Below are 15,926 nucleotides of genomic sequence, written 5' to 3'. Positions count from 1 at the left end.
AACGAGTATTGATATGGAAACTACAAAAAAAAATAAAAAAGAGCTGATTGGTCTGATCGTGTCCGATAAAATGGATAAGTCCGTGGTGGTCAGGGTTGAAAGATTTGTACAGCATAAGGTGTATAAAAAATACATCAAACGCTACAAAAAATATCACGCCCATGATGAGCAGAATGAATGCAGAATTGGTGACGAAGTCAAAATTATCGAAACCAGACCGCTGAGTAAATTAAAACGGTTTCGGGTGACTGAAATTGTTAAAAAAGCGGTATAGTGTCTAAGGAGTTGAATAATGATTCAAAGTGAAACCAGACTGACAGTCGCTGACAATTCAGGCGCCAAGGAACTGTACTGCATTAAGGTTCTTGGCGGTTCTAAAAGAAGATACGCCACCATCGGAGATGTGATCGTTGTTTCCGTAAAAGAGGCTATTCCCAATTCAAAGGTCAGCAAGGGAGATGTAGTGCGGGCTGTTATTGTTAGAACCAAAAAAGAGATCTCCCGGCCCGACGGATCATCCATCCGTTTTGATGATAATTCCGCTGTTGTGATCAACAAGAATAATGAGCCGGTGGGAACCCGTATTTTCGGACCGGTTGCAAGAGAACTTCGTGCAAGGCGTTTTATGAAGATTATTTCTCTTGCACCTGACGTACTTTGATCCAATGCCAGGGAGAACAAATAAGTCATGAAAATAAGAATAAAAAAAGACGATAAAGTTAAAGTGTTGACCGGCAAGGACAAAGGTAAGATTGGCAAGGTTCTCAAAGTTGTCAAAAAGACGAACCGGATTGTTGTTGAAAATATCAACATGGTCAAAGTTCATCAGCGTCCTTCCCAGGAAAACCCCCAGGGGGGCATCGTCGAAAAGGCTATGCCCATGGACGTATCCAATCTTATGCTGATGTGCAATTCCTGTGTAAAGCCGACTCGTATCGGAATCAAACAGCTTGAAGATGGAAAACGGGTAAGAGTCTGTAAAAAATGCAATCAGCAGATAGACTCATAACACCTAAGCCGGAGAAAATAAATGACTACGCTTAAGGAAAAGTATACCAATGAAGTGGTGCCTGCACTGACGGATGAGTTCAAATACACCAATCAGTGCCAAGTGCCAAAGTTGGACAAAATTGTACTGAATATGGGGCTTGGCGAGGCGGTCAGAAACCCGAAAATTGTTGAAACAGCAGCTCAGGAGCTGGGATTGATTGCAGGGCAGAAAGCCGTAATTACCCGCGCAAAGAAACCCATTGCAAATTTTAAATTGCGTGCGGATCTTCCCATTGGCTGCAAAGTGACGCTTAGACGGGAAAAAATGTATGACTTTCTTGACAGACTGATCAACATCGCACTTCCTCGTGTAAGGGATTTTAGAGGGATTTCAGGGAAAGCATTTGATGGTCGAGGCAATTATAGCTTAGGTATCACTGAGCACATCATTTTCCCTGAAATTGATTATGATAAGACTGACGCTATTAAGGGCCTCAATGTAACGGTTGTCACCACAGCCCAAACCGATGAAGAAGGGAAATCATTTCTTAAATTAATGGGAATGCCCTTTAAAAACTAAGGACCTAAGGAGGAAGATCGTTTGGCTAAAAAAGCTTTAATCGCAAAGGCACAAAGAAAACCCAAATTTGGTGTACGGGCTTACAATAGGTGCCCTTTATGCGGTAGACCTCGTGCATTTATTAGAAAAGCTGGTATTTGCAGAATTTGTTTTAGAACGCTTGCCTCACAGGGTAAACTGCCTGGGGTAACCAAGTCTTCTTGGTAGCGTATTCAGATTCTAACGATTATTTAAATATCAGCTTATTTAAGGAGATTTTCAAATGGCAACTAGTGATCCCATTGCAGACATGCTGACCATAATCAGAAATGGTGGCAAGGCAGGTCTGTCCAAGGTGGATATCCCCGGATCAAAGATTAAACTTGAAATGGTGCGGGTGCTGAAGGAACAAGGGTATATCAAAGATTACAAATTTCTTGAAAACGAGACCCAGGGGGTTATCCGGGTAGCCCTGAAATATGTTTCAGAAGGCGAACCAACTATTTTTGGTATACAGCGTGTCAGCAAGCCCTCTTGCAGGGTGTACGCCAAATCAAAAAGTATCAAGCCGGTATTAAATGGCTTAGGTATTTCCATCATTTCCACTTCTAAGGGGTTGATGACCGACAAGCAGGCAAAAGAAGCAAAGGTCGGCGGTGAAATTCTTTGTAACGTTTGGTAAGACAGGAGCTATAAAATGTCCAGAATAGGAAAAAAGCCGGTTCAGCTTCCAGATAAGGTTCAGATCACCCTTGATGGCGATACGATCAATGTCAAAGGGCCTAAAGGCAGTCTTGACCGCAAGCTGCATCCGGCAGTAAATATTGAGATTGATAATCAGGTGTTGAGTGTTTCTACCGACACCTCTGATAAAAAGAAGGTGGCACTACAGGGGCTGTTCAGGTCTCTTATCTTTAATATGGTACATGGTGTCACCCAAGGTTATGAGAAAAAACTAATACTTTCCGGCATTGGTTACCGTGCTGAGACTAAAGGAAAGAATCTGGTCCTGTCTGTTGGGTATTCAAATCCTGTGGATTTTGCCCTTCCTGATGGTGTAACTGCAGCGGTGGACAAAAACGTTGAAGTGACCCTTACCTGCATTGATAAAGAGCTTTTGGGGCAGGCTGCAGCAAACATCAGGGCTATTAGACCTCCCGAGCCTTATAAAGGCAAAGGCATTATGTATGCTGACGAAAGAATTATCAGAAAAGCAGGTAAGACTGCTGGTAAAGATTAAAAGGTGGGGAATATAGATTATGGCAAATACATCACCTAGGCTGGTTGCACGGCTTAAAAGAAAAAAACGGATTAGAAAAAATATATTTGGTAATCAGGAACGTCCCCGACTCAGCGTTTTCAGAACTGCCAAGCATATTTACGCCCAGATTATAGACGACACCAAAGGTATAACGCTGGTTGCAGCATCTACCCTTGACAAAGAATACAAAGATACGCCCGTTGAGGGGAAAAAGCAGGATGTCGCAAAGGCAGTGGGCAACCTTATCGGCAAAAGGGCAATGGATAAAGGAATTAGAAAGGTAGTTTTTGACCGGAATGGGTTCCTTTTTCACGGACGCGTAAAAGCACTTTCAGACGGGGCCCGGGAAGCCGGTCTTGAATTCTAATTAAGGAGGAACACCCTTGGCAAGACAACAACAGCAGATGGAAGATACAGGGCTGATAGATAAAGTCGTCAGAATTAACCGTGTTGCGAAGGTCGTTAAAGGTGGCCGGAATTTTACCTTCACTGCCCTGGTTGTGGTAGGTGACGGTGAAGGCAGCGTGGGATATGGACTGGGAAAGGCCAAAGAAGTTCCTGAAGCCATCAGAAAGGGAATGGACAAAGCCAAACGAAATATGAAAAAAGTTGCCATCCTGAATGGCACGGTTCCCTTTGAAGTTCTGGGCCACGCCGGATCAGGACGGGTTCTGCTCAAGCCGGCGTCTCCCGGTACCGGGCTGATCGCAGGCGGCGGCATTCGTGCGGTCCTTGAAGCAGCCGGTGTAACCGATATTTTGACCAAGTGTATTGGTTCCCACAACACCCAGAACATTGTAAGAGCCACCATGGCAGGCTTACAGTCCTTGTGCACCAAGGAAGAAGTTGCCAAAAGACGCGGCCTTAACCCCGAAGAAATATAAAGAGGCGAACAATGGCTGATAAAATTAAGATTACGCAAATAAGAAGCGCCATCGGTCGTCCTGCAAAGCATGGACGGATTATACGCTCCCTGGGCATTAAACGGATGCATCACACTGTGGAGCACGATAATACCCCTGTGATTATGGGGCAGGTGAAAAAGGTTTCACACCTGGTGAAAGTAGAGGAGGTTTAGGATGCAGTTACATGATCTGGCTCCTGCTCCAGGCAGCAGAAAAAACAGGAAAAGAGTAGGCCGGGGTCCCGGTTCCGGTATGGGTAAAACCTCTACTAGAGGGCATAAGGGACTGAAGGCACGTTCCGGTGGATCGGTTCGCCCCGGCTTTGAGGGTGGACAGATGCCAATTTACAGGCGGCTTCCCAAACGTGGGTTTAAGAACTATATGTTTAGAACCCATAATGCCGTTCTCAATGTCAAAGACCTTGACCGGTTTGATGATGGTGCTGAAATTACAGAGGTAGTTCTCAGGGAAGCCGGTCTTGTCAAAGGGGTTGTCGACGGTGTTAAACTTCTTGGAAATGGTGAGGTTACCAAGAAGTTTGTCCTGAAGAATATTTTGGTTTCCCAGAGTGCAAAAGAGAAAATTGAAACTGCCGGTGGCAGCGTAGACTAAGCGTAAAGGTATAAGGAAAAGTTCCAATGATCCAGAACAGCTACCAGAATATGCTCAAACTGCCTGAGCTTAAACGCAAGATACTGATAACGCTTGCCTTGCTTTTTGTCTACAGGGTTGGGGTGCATGTCCCGACGCCTGGTATTGACGGGGCAGCACTGGAATCATTTTTTGCATCGGCTTCAGGTACTTTATTTTCCATGTTCAATATGTTCTCTGGTGGAGCGCTGCAGCGGCTTTCTATTTTTGCCCTGGGCATTATGCCTTATATTAGTGCTTCTATTATTCTGGAACTAATGACCGTGGTTGTTCCTTATCTTGAACAGCTTAAAAAAGAAGGAGATGCAGGTCGAAAAAAGAAAACCCAGTTAACTCGGTATGGTACGGTTGTTTTAAGTGCCATACAAGGTTTTGGGATTGCTGTCGGCCTTGAATCCATGACATCGCCTGCCGGTATTCCCATTGTACCATATCCTGGGTGGGGATTCAGACTGATTACCATTATCACCCTGACAGCGGGAACTGCATTTATTATGTGGCTTGGTGAACAGATTACCGAAAGAGGAATTGGTAATGGGATTTCTTTGATTATTTTTGCGGGTATTGTCGCCAATATGCCGTCCGCAGGTATTAAAATGGGACGGTTATTGAGCAGTGGTGAGATGGGGTTGTTTTCCATCATCATTTTGATTGTGTTGATGATTGCCGTGATAGCTGCCATTATATTTATGGAACTGGCTCAACGCAGAATTCCGGTTCATTACGCCAAACGTGTGGTCGGCAGAAAAATGTATGGTGGACAGACCTCACATCTTCCGCTTAAAATTAATACATCGGGCGTTATTCCGCCTATTTTTGCATCTTCCATTATCATGTTTCCCACCACGCTGGCCCAGTTTATCAATCTGCCTGTCATGCAGACCGTGGCCGGTATGTTCAGTCCGGGAACGATTTGGTATTACCTGTTATATGTTGGTTTTATCGTTTTCTTCTGCTTTTTTTATACCGCAGTTCAGTTTAACCCTGAAGATGTGGCCGAAAATATGAAAAAGAACGGTGGATACATTCCGGGCATTCGACCGGGAAAAAGGACCGCTGAATACATTGATAAAGTGCTTACAAGGATTACTGTGGGCGGTGCAGCTTATGTCTCAGTGGTCTGTGTACTACCCACCGTATTGATGAATAAGTTTAACGTACCTTTTTATTTCGGCGGGACAGCGCTGTTGATTGTTGTTGGTGTTGCTATTGATACCATTTCCCAGATAGAGTCTCATTTGATCACCAGCAATTATGATGGTTTTCTGGGACGCTCAGGAAATAAACGGATCAAAAGCCGGTCCTGATATGGCACCACAAAGGAGAAGAATTTAGTTATGGCTAAAGAAGAGCCCATTAAAGTAGACGGTAAAGTTCTTGAAACACTTCCCAATGCCATGTTCAAGGTAGAATTGGAAAATAAGCACGTTCTGCTGGCACATATTTCCGGGAAAATGAGAATGCATTTTATAAAAATACTTCCCGGTGATAAGGTGACTGTGGAAATTTCTCCCTATGACTTAAGTCGTGGCAGAATTACCTACCGGTATAAATAATACCGGACCGTGGATAAGAAAAATTAAGTATACATTGGAATAATGAGATGAGGAGCAGTTAGATGAAAGTCAGAGCATCCGTAAAAAAAATCTGTAGAGACTGCAAAGTTATTAAAAGGCGCGGTGTCATCAGAGTCATTTGTGTCAACAAACGCCATAAACAGCGTCAGGGATAGGAGGATAAAAAAATTTGGCACGTATAGCTGGAGTTGACTTACCAAGAGATAAGCATGCGTGGATCGCTTTAACCTATATCTATGGTATTGGGAGCAGCAGATCTAAGCATATACTTGAAAAAACGGGCATTGAGCCCACAATTAAGGCAAACGATCTGACCGAAGAGCAGGTCAATGAAATCAGAAAAGTCATTGACGCCGAATTCAAAGTTGAAGGTGAACTGCGTTCTGAGGTGTCCATGAACATTAAACGGTTGATGGATCTAGGCTGTTACAGGGGACTGCGTCATCGTAAAGGCCTGCCCTGCCACGGGCAGCGGACCAGTACCAACGCCAGAACCAGAAAAGGTCCCAAACGCGCGGCAGTGAAGAAGAAAAAGTAGGACTTAATTAAAAGGGATAACAATTATGGCGAAAAAGTCTAAAAAGGTCGTTGCCAAAAAGCGGGTTAAAAAAAATATATCAACCGGCATAGTGCATATTCAGTCTACCTTTAATAACACCATTGTCACCATTGCAGATGAAAATGGAAATACCATTTCCTGGTCATCCGCCGGAATGCAGGGGTTCAAAGGCTCCAGAAAATCCACACCCTTTGCAGCTAAACTGGTTGCAGAAGATGCAGGAGCTAAAGCAATGGAACATGGAATGAAAAATATCGGGGTATATGTTAAAGGTCCTGGTCCCGGCAGAGAGTCCGCACTTCGGGCACTGCATGCACTTGGGTTCAACATTTCCATGATTAAGGATGTTACCCCGGTACCGCATAATGGGTGCCGCCCACCCAAAAGAAGACGTGTGTAATTGTTGGAACGAAAAATTTAAACGTGTAAACTTTATCTAAAGTGATAAAGGAGGAAACTTGGCAAGATATAGAGGTTCTGTCTGCAGGCAGTGCAGGCGTGAAAATATGAAACTTTTTTTAAAAGGTGATCGTTGTTTTTCTGATAAATGCAGTTTTGACCGCAGAGGCTTCCCTCCCGGGGAACACGGTCAGAAAAGAGTTAAACAATCAGATTACGGTATGCAGCTTCGGGAAAAACAAAAAGTTAAACGCATTTATGGTGTATCTGAGAAACAGTTTAGAAATACATTCAAACGAGCAGATCGTCAAAAAGGCATTACCGGCATTAATCTGTTGACATTACTGGAGACTCGGTTAGATAATGCTGTATTTAGGCTTGGATTCGTAAATTCCAGAAATCAGGGTCGCCATTTTGTTCGTCACAATCATTTTACCGTAAACGGAAAAAAGGTTAACATCCCATCCTATCAGGTAAAAAAAGGGGATGTTATCGAACTATGTGAAAAAAGCAGAACCATCCAAGCCATTATCGATTCCTTGGACGCCATTGTAAGGCGTGGTATTCCCCAGTGGCTTGAAATTAATAAAGACAGTTTTAAAGGTGAAATTAAAGGTCTTCCTGAAAGGGAAGATATTTCACTGCCGATCCAGGAACAGTTGATCGTCGAGCTCTATTCAAAATAGGTTTATCATATACATGATTTACCAAATTATCTATTCAGGAGATTTAAATGTCATCTGAAAATCTTGCATATGTTAACTGGCGAGAGATGATCAAGCCGGAAAAGCTTGATGTTACCACAACTTCCACCTATGGTAAGTTTGTGTGTGAACCCCTTGAAAGGGGATACGGCATCACCATTGGTAACTCGCTTCGGCGAATTATTTTATCATCCATTTATGGCGCCGCCATAGTCTCCGTGAAATTCGATGATGCACTTCACGAATACAGCGTTATCTCAGATATTAGAGAGGATGTTTCCGAGATCATCCTTAATCTGAAAGAATTAAAGCTCAAAGTGGACGATCCAGAAGAAAAAATATTGACCCTTAATATAACCGGCGAGGCGGAGGTTACAGGTGCGGACATTGTCAGTCCGGACGGTCGGGTTAAAATTCTAAACCCGGAGCAGCATATTGCCACGGTAAATAAAAATGGAAAACTCAATATTGTCATGGTTGTGAAAACAGGTAAGGGGTATGCGCTGTCATCTGCAAATAAGGACGACGATGCCCCTATCGGTACCATCCCCATTGATTCGGCGTTTTCCCCCATCAAACGAGTAAAATATGTGGTGGGCACATCGCGTATCGGTCAGAAAACCGACTATGACAAACTGACCTTTGAAGTTTGGACAGACGGTAGTGTTACGCCTGATGATGCGGTTGCCTACGGCGCAAAAATACTCAAAGAACAGATGAATCCATTTATCAATTTTGATGAAGAACTTGAACCGGATGAATCGGAATATAAAACCGATGAAGGTGAAAAGGGATTCAATGAGAATATTTACCGTTCCGTGGATGAGCTTGAGCTCTCTGTTCGCAGTTCAAACTGTCTGAAAAATGCGAGAATCCATACCATTTACCAGTTGGTCCAGAAAACCGACAGCGAAATGCTCAAGACAAAGAATTTCGGCCGAAAATCACTCAATGAAATCAAAGAAGTGCTCAATTCAATGGAATTATCTTTGGGGATGGACCTTGAAGGGATCGAACCGCCGGAAGATGTGAATACTCAGGAAGGAGAATAAATACCATGAAGCATAGAAAATCCGTATTAAAACTGAACAGAACCTCTGCCCATAGAAAGGCGATGTTTAGGAACATGGTAACTTCTCTGTTCAAACACAGCAGCATCAAAACCACTGAGGCCAAAGCCAAAGGTCTTCGCAAAATTGCCGATAAAATGATTACCCTGGCCAAACGTGGAGATCTTCATGCCAGACGTCAGGCGTTGTCGGTAATCCGTGAAAAAGATGTTGTGCATGCCCTTTTTGAAGAGGTAGCAGAGAAGTTTAACTCAAGGCAGGGTGGATATACGAGAATTACCAAGCTAGGACCAAGGAAAGGGGATGTTGCTCCGATGGTTCAAATTGAGTTAATCACCGATTAATTGTTGCTTGGACGAAAAGTCACCCCTGCGGTGCTGTACACAAAGCTGAAATTTTCACGTACTTGATAGTACGCTCCGGTTTCAGCTTTGTTTCTGCCTCGCACCCAGGCAAATTTTATTCAAACACAAAATTTTTTCGGGCACTATAAGAAGAACAAACGGGTATGGTGTAAAACCATCCCCGTTTTTTTGTCAACGGTTTTTTATTTATCAAGCAGCACTCTCATAGTGTTAAGCAACTGGGATGTATCCAAAGGCTTTGGAAGAAAGGCCTGAATACCTATTGCTTTGACCTCGGACCGGGTTAGGGTTTCATTATAGCCGGAGCATAAAATTATGGGCATATTCTTATTTTCAAACAATATGGCTTCAGCCAGGGCAATACCGGTCATCCGTGGCATGGTCATATCGGTAATTATCATATCAAAGTTGATGCTGCCTTTCCGGTAGGCGTTCAGCGCGCTTTCACCGTCATTAAACGGGTGGACCGAATAACCGAATTTGTTAAGCAGTTCTTCAATTAAAGCCAGGAGATCAGGCTCATCATCTACGATCATGATGGTTTCTTTGCATGGTTTTAGGGATGCATCTAAGCCGGTTGGGCTTTCTGCCAATGGATCGCTTTTCGTTACGATCGGCAGATAAACGAAAAATGAGGTTCCCTGTTCTGCAATGCTTTCAATGTAAGAAAGGCCTTTATGGTCTTCGATAATTGCTTTGACCAGGGTGAGCCCTAACCCTGTACTCCGACCGACTGATTTCGTTGTAAAATGGGCATCGAAAGCCTTTTCAATAGTTTCCCGACTCATACCGTACCCTGTATCTTGAACCACCAGTTTTAAAAAAGGTCCGGATCGGAAATAGTCTTTGCTCTGGTGTCCAGGCTCAATTTGATCGACTGTGGTCAAGCTTACCGTTAAAGTCCCACCGGATGTCATCATTGCATGATAGGCATTTGTGCACAGGTTTATGATCATTTGATGCATTTGAGTGGGGTCTGCATTAACCATGTCAATGGTATCTACCCGGGTGATCATTTCAATGGTGGAGGGAATGGACGCCCGGAGAAGCTTAAGTGCTTCTTTAACCACAAGATGCAGCTTTAAGGGCCTTTTTTCGTTTTCCGTCTGGCGGCTGAAGGTCAGAATTTGTTCAACAAGATCCGCTGCGCGTTGGGCTCCTTTAAGGATTTGGTTCATGTGAATGTTTAGTTTTTCTTGGTTGCCTCCGCTCATCTGGGCCAGTTGGGCATAACCGAAAATGCTGGACAAAATATTATTAAAATCATGGGCAATCCCTCCGGCCAATGTGCCGATGGCTTCCATTTTCTGTGTTTTTTGTAATTGGGTCAGAAGTTTGCGACGTTCTTTTTCTGATGCTTGAACGGCATCCTGGGCTTTAATTAACTTTTTATTTTTATCAGTTAATTGCTCTTGATATTTTTCGATGCGGGTCATGAATGCATTGAAATGTCGAGCAAAGCTGCCAAGCTCATCTTCAACGTTATGGTTTAAGCGAACACTGCAGTCGCCGTCTTCATTGTTGTCCAAAGTCTGGGTAAATTTATAAAGTGGTTTGGTGACGGATCGTGACAATAGATAGGCTAAGCTCACAAAAGTCATAAGAAAAATTAAAATATCCAGAGTGATTAATGTGTATAATGTGCTGAAGGGGAGGGCGATTTCGTCCAGTTTCCGGCTTAGAATAAAGATTATTGTTTCGGATATAATAATTAATGGGACAAAAATGATAAGTAAATAGAGCAGCAATTTGTTCCTGAGCTTAAGATTCCGAATTTTGGATAATATGATCAATGGCCGTGAAAACCCCTTAGACTGCATCATCGAATTTTGGAAAAGTCTAATATAAACTTAGGAAAAAAGCCATAAAAAATGGAAAAGAGACCTTTTCCAAATCAGGGGATTAATAGGTAGCGGTGATATATTATTTTTTTAGAAGAGATGCGCAACGAGGCTAACGGATGTGCCCCTGTTGTTTATTAACATCACACCGTTTTTGACTCTCGGTCCGCCAATGGTGACGCTGGTATTGTTATTAATCCCTACATTTGTTTCGAATACAGGCGATTTCGCAGTATCCACCCGCAGGTGATATTGAATGCGAGTATTCTGCATGCCCAGGGGGGTGATGGACAGGCGCCTGGCTATTACTTTTTTTTGGCCCTGGGATAATTTTATGGTTTTATCACTGAGCAGTCTGAAACGAGTATACTTGAAAACAGGGCCAATCTCTTTGATTATTGATTATATCCTGGATGCCGGGATCCGTCCGAGTTGGTCCGTTATCCGCACTGACGACCCTCACCCGGGTCTGATAAACCGGGCCTGCCAATGATAGGCCATAAAGCATCGTTATTAGAAAAAAACCGGCAAACGTATCTTTGAACCAAGTTGATAATGAGGGCGTTGTAACCATCTCTTTCCTTTTTCTCAGGTTTCAGAAAACCAGATAATCGTATGGTGGGTTTCTGCCGTTTCCAGGATCATAACTGAGGATCCGTATGCATCAATAGAATTTACCACTGCTGAAGGGCCGGGTACTGATACCCCGCTGGACGGTTGTCCCATGTACCGGGTGGCCAGAAACATAATTACAACCACCACAGCAAGATTTAACATGCCGAAAACAGCCTGTGCCCTATGGAATTTGAATTTTGTCGTCGTTATATCGGCCTGGTTGTCTTTTCCACAAACCGGATGATCATCTGCCTTGCCCTGAATACCCGTGAACTGACGGTTCCTTTTTTAATCCCCAGTATCTGCGCAATCTCCTGGTAAGACTACGCCTTTAAGAACATTGTCATTGTTGTGCTGGGGGTGGCGATGGTGATGGCCCCGACCGGAGCCATGTCTTCCTGGTCCTGCCTGGACGAATCCGGTAAATAGACTTGTGGTGAATACGGCTGCTGCTGCAAAAGCTATGTGTTGTTTCATGGTGTCCTCTTTAGGTTGGTTTGTTCCAGGCCAAAGGTGCGCCCGTGTAACAGTATAGACACCGAAAATTAAAAAAAACTCACGAAAAAATAAAAAAGTTTAACGGACCGTCAGCGCATCATCCGCCGATGGATGTCATATGATTCAAAGGCAGATCCCGGGCAGTTCTCTTTTCTAAGTTATGGTATAAGGGCTTGTCTTTCAAAGCTGATACCATAATTTGCTTCAACGCCTCATCGTCGGCGCCGTTGCGCAGTGGTGTGAGAATATCGGTTTCATTGTTGCTGAGCAGGCAGGGGCGAAGGGTTCCCCGAGAAGTAAGACGCAACCTATTGCATTCGTTGCAAAAATGAGAGCTTACCGGTGTAATGAATCCTAAAATTCCTGATGCCCCGGCCAGTTTGTACAGCTTTGCCGGTCCGTCATTTACCCTTTTAGGGACGACCGTGAGCGGCCCATGGGCATCGGTAATAAGATTTTTAATATCCTGGGTGAGAATCTGTTGCTCTGCACCCACATTGGTGTTTCCCATGGGCATGTATTCAATGAATCGGACATGGAAGGGGTATTCCCGGGTCAGGCCGGCAATGGCATGGATTTCATCATCATTGAATCCTTTCAATGCCACGGTATTGATTTTTATGGGTGACATGCCCAGATCGTGGGCTGCCATTATACTGTCCCAAACCCTTTGGAACCGGTCCCGCTGGGTAATCCGGACAAATTTTTCCGGCACCAGGGTATCCAGGCTGAAGTTGAGCCTTTGGATACCCATATCCATCAATTCTTTTATTTTATCCCGGTTCAGGCGGGAACCGTTGGTGGTAATGGAGATGTCTTTTAATTGGGGAAGGCGGCATAACCGGTGGAGAAAAGAGAAAATACCCTTTCTGACAAAGGGCTCTCCGCCGGTGATCCTGACTTTGGTAATGCCCATGTCACATCCGATGCGGACAATTCTTAATATCTCTTCATACCGGGCAATACGTTCATGTTCAATGACCTTGAACGGTGCTGCAGGAATACAATATCTGCACCTGAAATTACACCGGTCCGTGACTGAGATTCTCAAATAATTAATGTTTCTGGTTCCTGCAATCATTGTACTTTAACTTTCTAAAACACCGGACAAGGCGTTTTCATAATGTTCGAGCAAGGCTTTAATAAGACCGTCAATTGTAAAAGAGTCCGCCTCAATATCCGGTTTAAGCCCTTGGGCCCGGATGGTATCCGAGGTGATGGGACCGATGCTGGCAAGGAGAACTCCATCAAGCAAAGCAGGGGCGTTTTGTCCCTCAAGCAGGGTCAAAAAATTAGTTACCGTGGAAGATGAAGTAAAGGTCACTGCATCGACATCCCCAGCCTTGAGCATATCAATAAGAAGATCTTTTCCCTCATCTGCCAGTTGGGTTTCATATGCGGGGACTTCATCCACCACGGCGCCCATGTGGGTCAGCTGTTCAGGCAGGATGGTACGTGCTTTTTTCGCCCGGGGCAGCAATACCTTTTTGCCGGTCATATCAAGGCCTGAAAACGCATCCACAACAGATTCCGCCTGATATGTTTCGGGCAGAATATCGGAAATAATCCCATAGTCTGCCAGGCGTTCTTTGGTCACAGGGCCGATGCAGGCACATTTAAGATGTCCCAAGGCGCGGGCATCCTTTCCCTGTTCAAAAAGGGTGTCAAAGAAAAATTTTACGCCGTTCACCGAGGTGAGCACCAGCCAGTCATACCGGTCCAGGTTATCAATGGCCTCTTTCAACGGCTTTTTATCTTCAGGCGGCACGATTTTAATGGTCGGGATCTCTATGCACTGGGCACCAAGGCGGTTAAGCTCGGCCACAAGGCCGGATGCCTGGGCCCGGGCCCGGGTAATCACAATTTTTTTCCCGAACAAAGGTTTTTTGTCAAACCAGGCCAGCTCCTCCCGCAAAGAGACCACATGCCCCACCACAATGATGGCCGGGGATTTCAGCCCTGCTTTTTCAACCACATCAACAATGGTGGCAAGGGTGCCGGTTACGGTCTGCTGGCGGGTGGTGGTGCCCCAGCGCACCAGGGCCACAGGTGTGTCCGACGGTTTGCCGTGCTCCATCAGTTTGGTGACGATATTAGGTAGATTTTTGACCCCCATAAAAAAGACAAGGGTGGCGTCGGACTTTGCAAATATGTCCCACTGCATCCGGGACTCTGTTTTATCGGGCCGTTCGTGACCGGTTATAAAGGAGACAAAAGAGGTATGATCCCTGTGGGTCACCGGGATCCCGGCATAGGCTGGGGCAGCCACGGCTGATGTGACACCGGGAATCACCTCATAGCTGATGCCGTAGGACAACAACTCCTGGGCCTCTTCCCCGCCCCGGCCGAAAACAAAGGGATCGCCGCCTTTGAGACGGGCCACATTTTTGCCTGCCTTGGCCTTGTCCACCAGCAGCAGGTTGATTTTGTCCTGGGTCAGGGTGTGGTCCCCACCTTTTTTGCCCACATAGATAATTTCAGCGTCTTTTTTTGCATAATCGAGTAAAAAGGGGGATGCCAGGTAATCATAAACCACCACATCCGCAGCTTGAATGCACTCCTTTGCCTTTACGGTGATAAGCCCTGGGTCTCCCGGTCCTGCACCAATCAGATAAACCTTGCCCCTGGTTTGTGTCATGGGATATTAATCGCCTCCAATATGCGTTTTCCGCCTTTATCAAGAACAAGTTTTGCCAGTTCCCGACCCTTTTCAGTTACCTGTTCAGGGGATGATTCAATGGTTTCTTTGATTAAAGACCGGCCGTCCTCCGATGCCACCACTGCCGTCAAAATCACCCTGCTGTCCCGGATTTTACCAAAACAAGCCACTGGAATATGGCAGCTGCCTTCGATTTCTTTGAGGAATGCCCGTTCACCGGTTACACAGACCCGGGTGGGGTCATGGTCCAGGACGGATAAAATGTCTGCCATGTCCGGATCATTTTCCCGGGTTTCAATGCAAAGCGCGCCTTGGCCCACAGCCGGAACCATATCGGTTTCACTAAGGTACTCGGTGATCTCACTGCCCTGTCCCAAACGTTCAAGACCGGCAGCTGCCAGTACAATTGCCGCATATTCACCGGATTTAAGCTTTTTAAGCCGGGTATCCAGATTGCCGCGGATGGATTTGATTTCAAGATCCGGGCGAAGGTATTTAAGCTGGGAGCCCCGGCGAAGGCTGGATGTGCCGATGACCGCACCCTGGGGATAATCTTTGAAAAGCTCCCCTTGGCCGGATATGAGCACATCAAAGGGGTTTGCCCGCTCCGGTATGGCCCCGATCACCAGTCCTTCGGGAAGTTCGCCGGGCATATCTTTCATGGAATGCACAGCCAAATCAACAGTGCCGTCTAAAAGTGCCGATTCAATCTCTTTGACAAAAAGGCCTTTGCCTCCCACCATGGCAAGGGGCCGGTCCGTTACCCGGTCCCCCGTGGTTTTGATAATGTTTATATCAACCCGAATATCCGGAAAGGATTTTTCAATAGTGTCTTTTACATGGTTGGCCTGCCACAGGGCCAGCATGCTTCCCCGGGTGCCAATGCAGATATTTGTTTTCATGTTTACCCGATCGTTCGGCTGCTGCTGTTACTGCTGCAGGAACTGCAATTTGTTGAGGTGCAGCCGGAACAGGCAGAACTGCCGGCTGATTTGGTTGTCTGAATCTGGCCGCCGGGGCCTGTGGATTTGGATACAAATCCGCATTTTGACATCATTCGTGCCAGGTCTTCGCTGCTGCATGCCGGGCATGTGGGGATATCACTGCCCATTACCAGGGTTTCAAAATTTTTTCCGCAGGCCTTGCAGGTATATTCATAAATCGGCATTCTTCCGCCCCTTTTGTTAGTTTAAAATTAAAAATAACATACCAATATAAAGACATAAGGCTTGTTTTTCAAGGCCATGATTCAATAATTTGCATTGCGGTTGAC

Annotated in this window: 28 protein-coding genes; 20 read left to right on the top strand and 8 right to left on the bottom strand. The window is 45.2% G+C overall.

Annotated features, from left to right (window positions below):
* The first annotated feature begins 13 nt into the window (after positions 1 to 13).
* The 19 genes from rpsQ to rplQ all read left to right on the top strand — a co-directional run bounded on the left by rpsQ (position 14) and on the right by rplQ (position 9,019).
* A complete protein-coding gene (gene rpsQ / locus B147_RS0122670; protein WP_020589500.1) occupies positions 14 to 274 on the top strand; it encodes a 30S ribosomal protein S17 in 261 nt (86 codons plus the stop codon).
* Between the two features lie 18 nt (positions 275 to 292).
* Positions 293 to 661, top strand: a complete 369-nt coding sequence (gene rplN / locus B147_RS0122665) for a 50S ribosomal protein L14 (protein ID WP_020589499.1) — start codon at positions 293 to 295, stop codon at positions 659 to 661.
* Positions 662 to 688: 27 nt separating this feature from the next.
* Positions 689 to 1,009, top strand: coding sequence for a 50S ribosomal protein L24 (rplX, locus tag B147_RS0122660; protein WP_020589498.1), 321 nt, complete (start codon positions 689 to 691; stop codon positions 1,007 to 1,009).
* Between the two features lie 21 nt (positions 1,010 to 1,030).
* Positions 1,031 to 1,570, top strand: coding sequence for a 50S ribosomal protein L5 (gene rplE, locus B147_RS0122655; RefSeq protein WP_020589497.1), 540 nt, complete (start codon positions 1,031 to 1,033; stop codon positions 1,568 to 1,570).
* 21 nt (positions 1,571 to 1,591) lie between these two features.
* Positions 1,592 to 1,777, top strand: a complete 186-nt coding sequence (locus tag B147_RS31390) for a type Z 30S ribosomal protein S14 (RefSeq protein ID WP_083927967.1) — start codon at positions 1,592 to 1,594, stop codon at positions 1,775 to 1,777.
* Positions 1,778 to 1,832: 55 nt separating this feature from the next.
* Positions 1,833 to 2,231, top strand: coding sequence for a 30S ribosomal protein S8 (gene rpsH, locus B147_RS0122650; protein WP_020589496.1), 399 nt, complete (start codon positions 1,833 to 1,835; stop codon positions 2,229 to 2,231).
* 15 nt (positions 2,232 to 2,246) lie between these two features.
* Positions 2,247 to 2,789 carry a 50S ribosomal protein L6 gene (rplF, locus tag B147_RS0122645; RefSeq protein ID WP_020589495.1) on the top strand — a complete coding sequence of 181 codons (543 nt, stop codon included), beginning with the start codon at positions 2,247 to 2,249 and terminating at the stop codon, positions 2,787 to 2,789.
* Positions 2,790 to 2,808: 19 nt separating this feature from the next.
* Positions 2,809 to 3,177, top strand: coding sequence for a 50S ribosomal protein L18 (gene rplR, locus B147_RS0122640; protein WP_020589494.1), 369 nt, complete (start codon positions 2,809 to 2,811; stop codon positions 3,175 to 3,177).
* Between the two features lie 16 nt (positions 3,178 to 3,193).
* Complete coding sequence (gene rpsE, locus B147_RS0122635; protein ID WP_020589493.1) at positions 3,194 to 3,694, top strand: 30S ribosomal protein S5; 501 nt, start codon at positions 3,194 to 3,196, stop codon at positions 3,692 to 3,694.
* Between the two features lie 11 nt (positions 3,695 to 3,705).
* Positions 3,706 to 3,888: a 50S ribosomal protein L30 gene (gene rpmD, locus B147_RS0122630; RefSeq protein WP_020589492.1), complete on the top strand. Its 183-nt coding sequence runs from the start codon at positions 3,706 to 3,708 to the stop codon at positions 3,886 to 3,888.
* A gap of 1 nt (position 3,889) precedes the next feature.
* Positions 3,890 to 4,327: a 50S ribosomal protein L15 gene (gene rplO, locus B147_RS0122625; RefSeq protein WP_020589491.1), complete on the top strand. Its 438-nt coding sequence runs from the start codon at positions 3,890 to 3,892 to the stop codon at positions 4,325 to 4,327.
* A gap of 26 nt (positions 4,328 to 4,353) precedes the next feature.
* Complete coding sequence (gene secY / locus B147_RS0122620; RefSeq protein WP_020589490.1) at positions 4,354 to 5,673, top strand: preprotein translocase subunit SecY; 1,320 nt, start codon at positions 4,354 to 4,356, stop codon at positions 5,671 to 5,673.
* Between the two features lie 30 nt (positions 5,674 to 5,703).
* Positions 5,704 to 5,922 carry a translation initiation factor IF-1 gene (infA, locus tag B147_RS0122615; RefSeq protein WP_020589489.1) on the top strand — a complete coding sequence of 73 codons (219 nt, stop codon included), beginning with the start codon at positions 5,704 to 5,706 and terminating at the stop codon, positions 5,920 to 5,922.
* A 62-nt stretch (positions 5,923 to 5,984) separates the two neighbouring features.
* Positions 5,985 to 6,098 carry a 50S ribosomal protein L36 gene (gene rpmJ, locus B147_RS31385; RefSeq protein WP_004073839.1) on the top strand — a complete coding sequence of 38 codons (114 nt, stop codon included), beginning with the start codon at positions 5,985 to 5,987 and terminating at the stop codon, positions 6,096 to 6,098.
* Positions 6,099 to 6,112: 14 nt separating this feature from the next.
* Positions 6,113 to 6,481: a 30S ribosomal protein S13 gene (rpsM, locus tag B147_RS0122610; RefSeq protein WP_020589488.1), complete on the top strand. Its 369-nt coding sequence runs from the start codon at positions 6,113 to 6,115 to the stop codon at positions 6,479 to 6,481.
* A 25-nt stretch (positions 6,482 to 6,506) separates the two neighbouring features.
* Entirely contained in the window at positions 6,507 to 6,902 is a 396-nt protein-coding gene (rpsK, locus tag B147_RS0122605) for a 30S ribosomal protein S11 (RefSeq protein WP_020589487.1), read from the top strand.
* A gap of 58 nt (positions 6,903 to 6,960) precedes the next feature.
* The gene (gene rpsD / locus B147_RS0122600) at positions 6,961 to 7,587 is read left to right on the top strand and encodes a 30S ribosomal protein S4 (protein WP_020589486.1); all 627 of its coding nucleotides are present in this window, start codon (positions 6,961 to 6,963) and stop codon (positions 7,585 to 7,587) included.
* Positions 7,588 to 7,634: 47 nt separating this feature from the next.
* Complete coding sequence (locus tag B147_RS0122595; RefSeq protein ID WP_020589485.1) at positions 7,635 to 8,657, top strand: DNA-directed RNA polymerase subunit alpha; 1,023 nt, start codon at positions 7,635 to 7,637, stop codon at positions 8,655 to 8,657.
* Between the two features lie 5 nt (positions 8,658 to 8,662).
* Entirely contained in the window at positions 8,663 to 9,019 is a 357-nt protein-coding gene (rplQ, locus tag B147_RS0122590) for a 50S ribosomal protein L17 (RefSeq protein ID WP_020589484.1), read from the top strand.
* Between the two features lie 203 nt (positions 9,020 to 9,222).
* On the opposite strand, the gene B147_RS29300 is transcribed toward rplQ, so the two are convergent.
* The gene (locus tag B147_RS29300) at positions 9,223 to 10,641 is read right to left on the bottom strand and encodes a response regulator (protein WP_169400728.1); all 1,419 of its coding nucleotides are present in this window, start codon (positions 10,639 to 10,641) and stop codon (positions 9,223 to 9,225) included.
* 496 nt (positions 10,642 to 11,137) lie between these two features.
* On the opposite strand from B147_RS29300, the gene B147_RS0122580 reads away from it, so the two are divergent.
* On the top strand, positions 11,138 to 11,374 hold the full coding sequence (locus B147_RS0122580; protein WP_157238001.1) for a hypothetical protein: 237 nt from the start codon (positions 11,138 to 11,140) through the stop codon (positions 11,372 to 11,374).
* A gap of 95 nt (positions 11,375 to 11,469) precedes the next feature.
* Here B147_RS0122580 and B147_RS0122575 read toward each other — a convergent pair whose 3' ends face one another.
* The 7 genes from B147_RS0122575 to B147_RS0122550 form a co-directional block, all read right to left on the bottom strand.
* Positions 11,470 to 11,658 (bottom strand): hypothetical protein, encoded by a 189-nt coding sequence (locus tag B147_RS0122575; protein WP_020589481.1) that lies wholly within the window; start codon positions 11,656 to 11,658, stop codon positions 11,470 to 11,472.
* 44 nt (positions 11,659 to 11,702) lie between these two features.
* Positions 11,703 to 11,789 carry a hypothetical protein gene (locus B147_RS33590; RefSeq protein WP_425387039.1) on the bottom strand — a complete coding sequence of 29 codons (87 nt, stop codon included), beginning with the start codon at positions 11,787 to 11,789 and terminating at the stop codon, positions 11,703 to 11,705.
* A complete protein-coding gene (locus B147_RS31955; protein ID WP_157238000.1) occupies positions 11,785 to 11,973 on the bottom strand; it encodes a hypothetical protein in 189 nt (62 codons plus the stop codon). The genes B147_RS33590 and B147_RS31955 overlap by 5 nt, the downstream gene beginning before the upstream one ends.
* A 118-nt stretch (positions 11,974 to 12,091) precedes the next feature.
* Positions 12,092 to 13,075, bottom strand: a complete 984-nt coding sequence (gene moaA, locus B147_RS0122565; protein ID WP_020589479.1) for a GTP 3',8-cyclase MoaA — start codon at positions 13,073 to 13,075, stop codon at positions 12,092 to 12,094.
* Positions 13,076 to 13,081: 6 nt separating this feature from the next.
* Positions 13,082 to 14,632, bottom strand: a complete 1,551-nt coding sequence (gene cobA, locus B147_RS0122560; RefSeq protein ID WP_020589478.1) for a uroporphyrinogen-III C-methyltransferase — start codon at positions 14,630 to 14,632, stop codon at positions 13,082 to 13,084.
* Positions 14,629 to 15,555 (bottom strand): hydroxymethylbilane synthase, encoded by a 927-nt coding sequence (hemC, locus tag B147_RS0122555; RefSeq protein ID WP_020589477.1) that lies wholly within the window; start codon positions 15,553 to 15,555, stop codon positions 14,629 to 14,631. The genes cobA and hemC overlap by 4 nt, the downstream gene beginning before the upstream one ends.
* Before the next feature lie 2 nt (positions 15,556 to 15,557).
* Positions 15,558 to 15,821, bottom strand: a complete 264-nt coding sequence (locus B147_RS0122550) for an FmdB family zinc ribbon protein (protein ID WP_020589476.1) — start codon at positions 15,819 to 15,821, stop codon at positions 15,558 to 15,560.
* Positions 15,822 to 15,926 lie beyond the last annotated feature (105 nt).

Source organism: Desulfobacter curvatus DSM 3379, assembly GCF_000373985.1.
Classification (GTDB): domain Bacteria; phylum Desulfobacterota; class Desulfobacteria; order Desulfobacterales; family Desulfobacteraceae; genus Desulfobacter; species Desulfobacter curvatus.
This window is presented reverse-complemented; position numbering and strand designations above follow the sequence as displayed.

Bases quoted from the DNA above. Each gene is read 5' to 3' on its own strand.
- rpsH (WP_020589496.1), top strand. From the start codon at position 1,833: ATGGCAACTAGTGATCCCATTGCAGACATGCTGACCATAATCAGAAAT.
- rplF (WP_020589495.1), top strand. From the start codon at position 2,247: ATGTCCAGAATAGGAAAAAAGCCGGTTCAGCTTCCAGATAAGGTTCAG.
- B147_RS0122580 (WP_157238001.1), top strand. From the start codon at position 11,138: ATGCGAGTATTCTGCATGCCCAGGGGGGTGATGGACAGGCGCCTGGCT.
- B147_RS0122595 (WP_020589485.1), top strand. From the start codon at position 7,635: ATGTCATCTGAAAATCTTGCATATGTTAACTGGCGAGAGATGATCAAG.
- rpmD (WP_020589492.1), top strand. From the start codon at position 3,706: ATGGCTGATAAAATTAAGATTACGCAAATAAGAAGCGCCATCGGTCGT.
- B147_RS0122550 (WP_020589476.1), bottom strand. From the start codon at position 15,821: ATGCCGATTTATGAATATACCTGCAAGGCCTGCGGAAAAAATTTTGAA.
- rplN (WP_020589499.1), top strand. From the start codon at position 293: ATGATTCAAAGTGAAACCAGACTGACAGTCGCTGACAATTCAGGCGCC.
- B147_RS0122575 (WP_020589481.1), bottom strand. From the start codon at position 11,658: ATGTTAAATCTTGCTGTGGTGGTTGTAATTATGTTTCTGGCCACCCGG.
- hemC (WP_020589477.1), bottom strand. From the start codon at position 15,555: ATGAAAACAAATATCTGCATTGGCACCCGGGGAAGCATGCTGGCCCTG.
- rpsQ (WP_020589500.1), top strand. From the start codon at position 14: ATGGAAACTACAAAAAAAAATAAAAAAGAGCTGATTGGTCTGATCGTG.
- infA (WP_020589489.1), top strand. From the start codon at position 5,704: ATGGCTAAAGAAGAGCCCATTAAAGTAGACGGTAAAGTTCTTGAAACA.
- rpsK (WP_020589487.1), top strand. From the start codon at position 6,507: ATGGCGAAAAAGTCTAAAAAGGTCGTTGCCAAAAAGCGGGTTAAAAAA.
- rplO (WP_020589491.1), top strand. From the start codon at position 3,890: ATGCAGTTACATGATCTGGCTCCTGCTCCAGGCAGCAGAAAAAACAGG.
- B147_RS31955 (WP_157238000.1), bottom strand. From the start codon at position 11,973: ATGAAACAACACATAGCTTTTGCAGCAGCAGCCGTATTCACCACAAGT.
- secY (WP_020589490.1), top strand. From the start codon at position 4,354: ATGATCCAGAACAGCTACCAGAATATGCTCAAACTGCCTGAGCTTAAA.
- moaA (WP_020589479.1), bottom strand. From the start codon at position 13,075: ATGATTGCAGGAACCAGAAACATTAATTATTTGAGAATCTCAGTCACG.
- cobA (WP_020589478.1), bottom strand. From the start codon at position 14,632: ATGACACAAACCAGGGGCAAGGTTTATCTGATTGGTGCAGGACCGGGA.
- B147_RS29300 (WP_169400728.1), bottom strand. From the start codon at position 10,641: ATGACTTTTGTGAGCTTAGCCTATCTATTGTCACGATCCGTCACCAAA.
- rplR (WP_020589494.1), top strand. From the start codon at position 2,809: ATGGCAAATACATCACCTAGGCTGGTTGCACGGCTTAAAAGAAAAAAA.
- rplQ (WP_020589484.1), top strand. From the start codon at position 8,663: ATGAAGCATAGAAAATCCGTATTAAAACTGAACAGAACCTCTGCCCAT.
- rplE (WP_020589497.1), top strand. From the start codon at position 1,031: ATGACTACGCTTAAGGAAAAGTATACCAATGAAGTGGTGCCTGCACTG.
- rpmJ (WP_004073839.1), top strand. From the start codon at position 5,985: ATGAAAGTCAGAGCATCCGTAAAAAAAATCTGTAGAGACTGCAAAGTT.
- rplX (WP_020589498.1), top strand. From the start codon at position 689: ATGAAAATAAGAATAAAAAAAGACGATAAAGTTAAAGTGTTGACCGGC.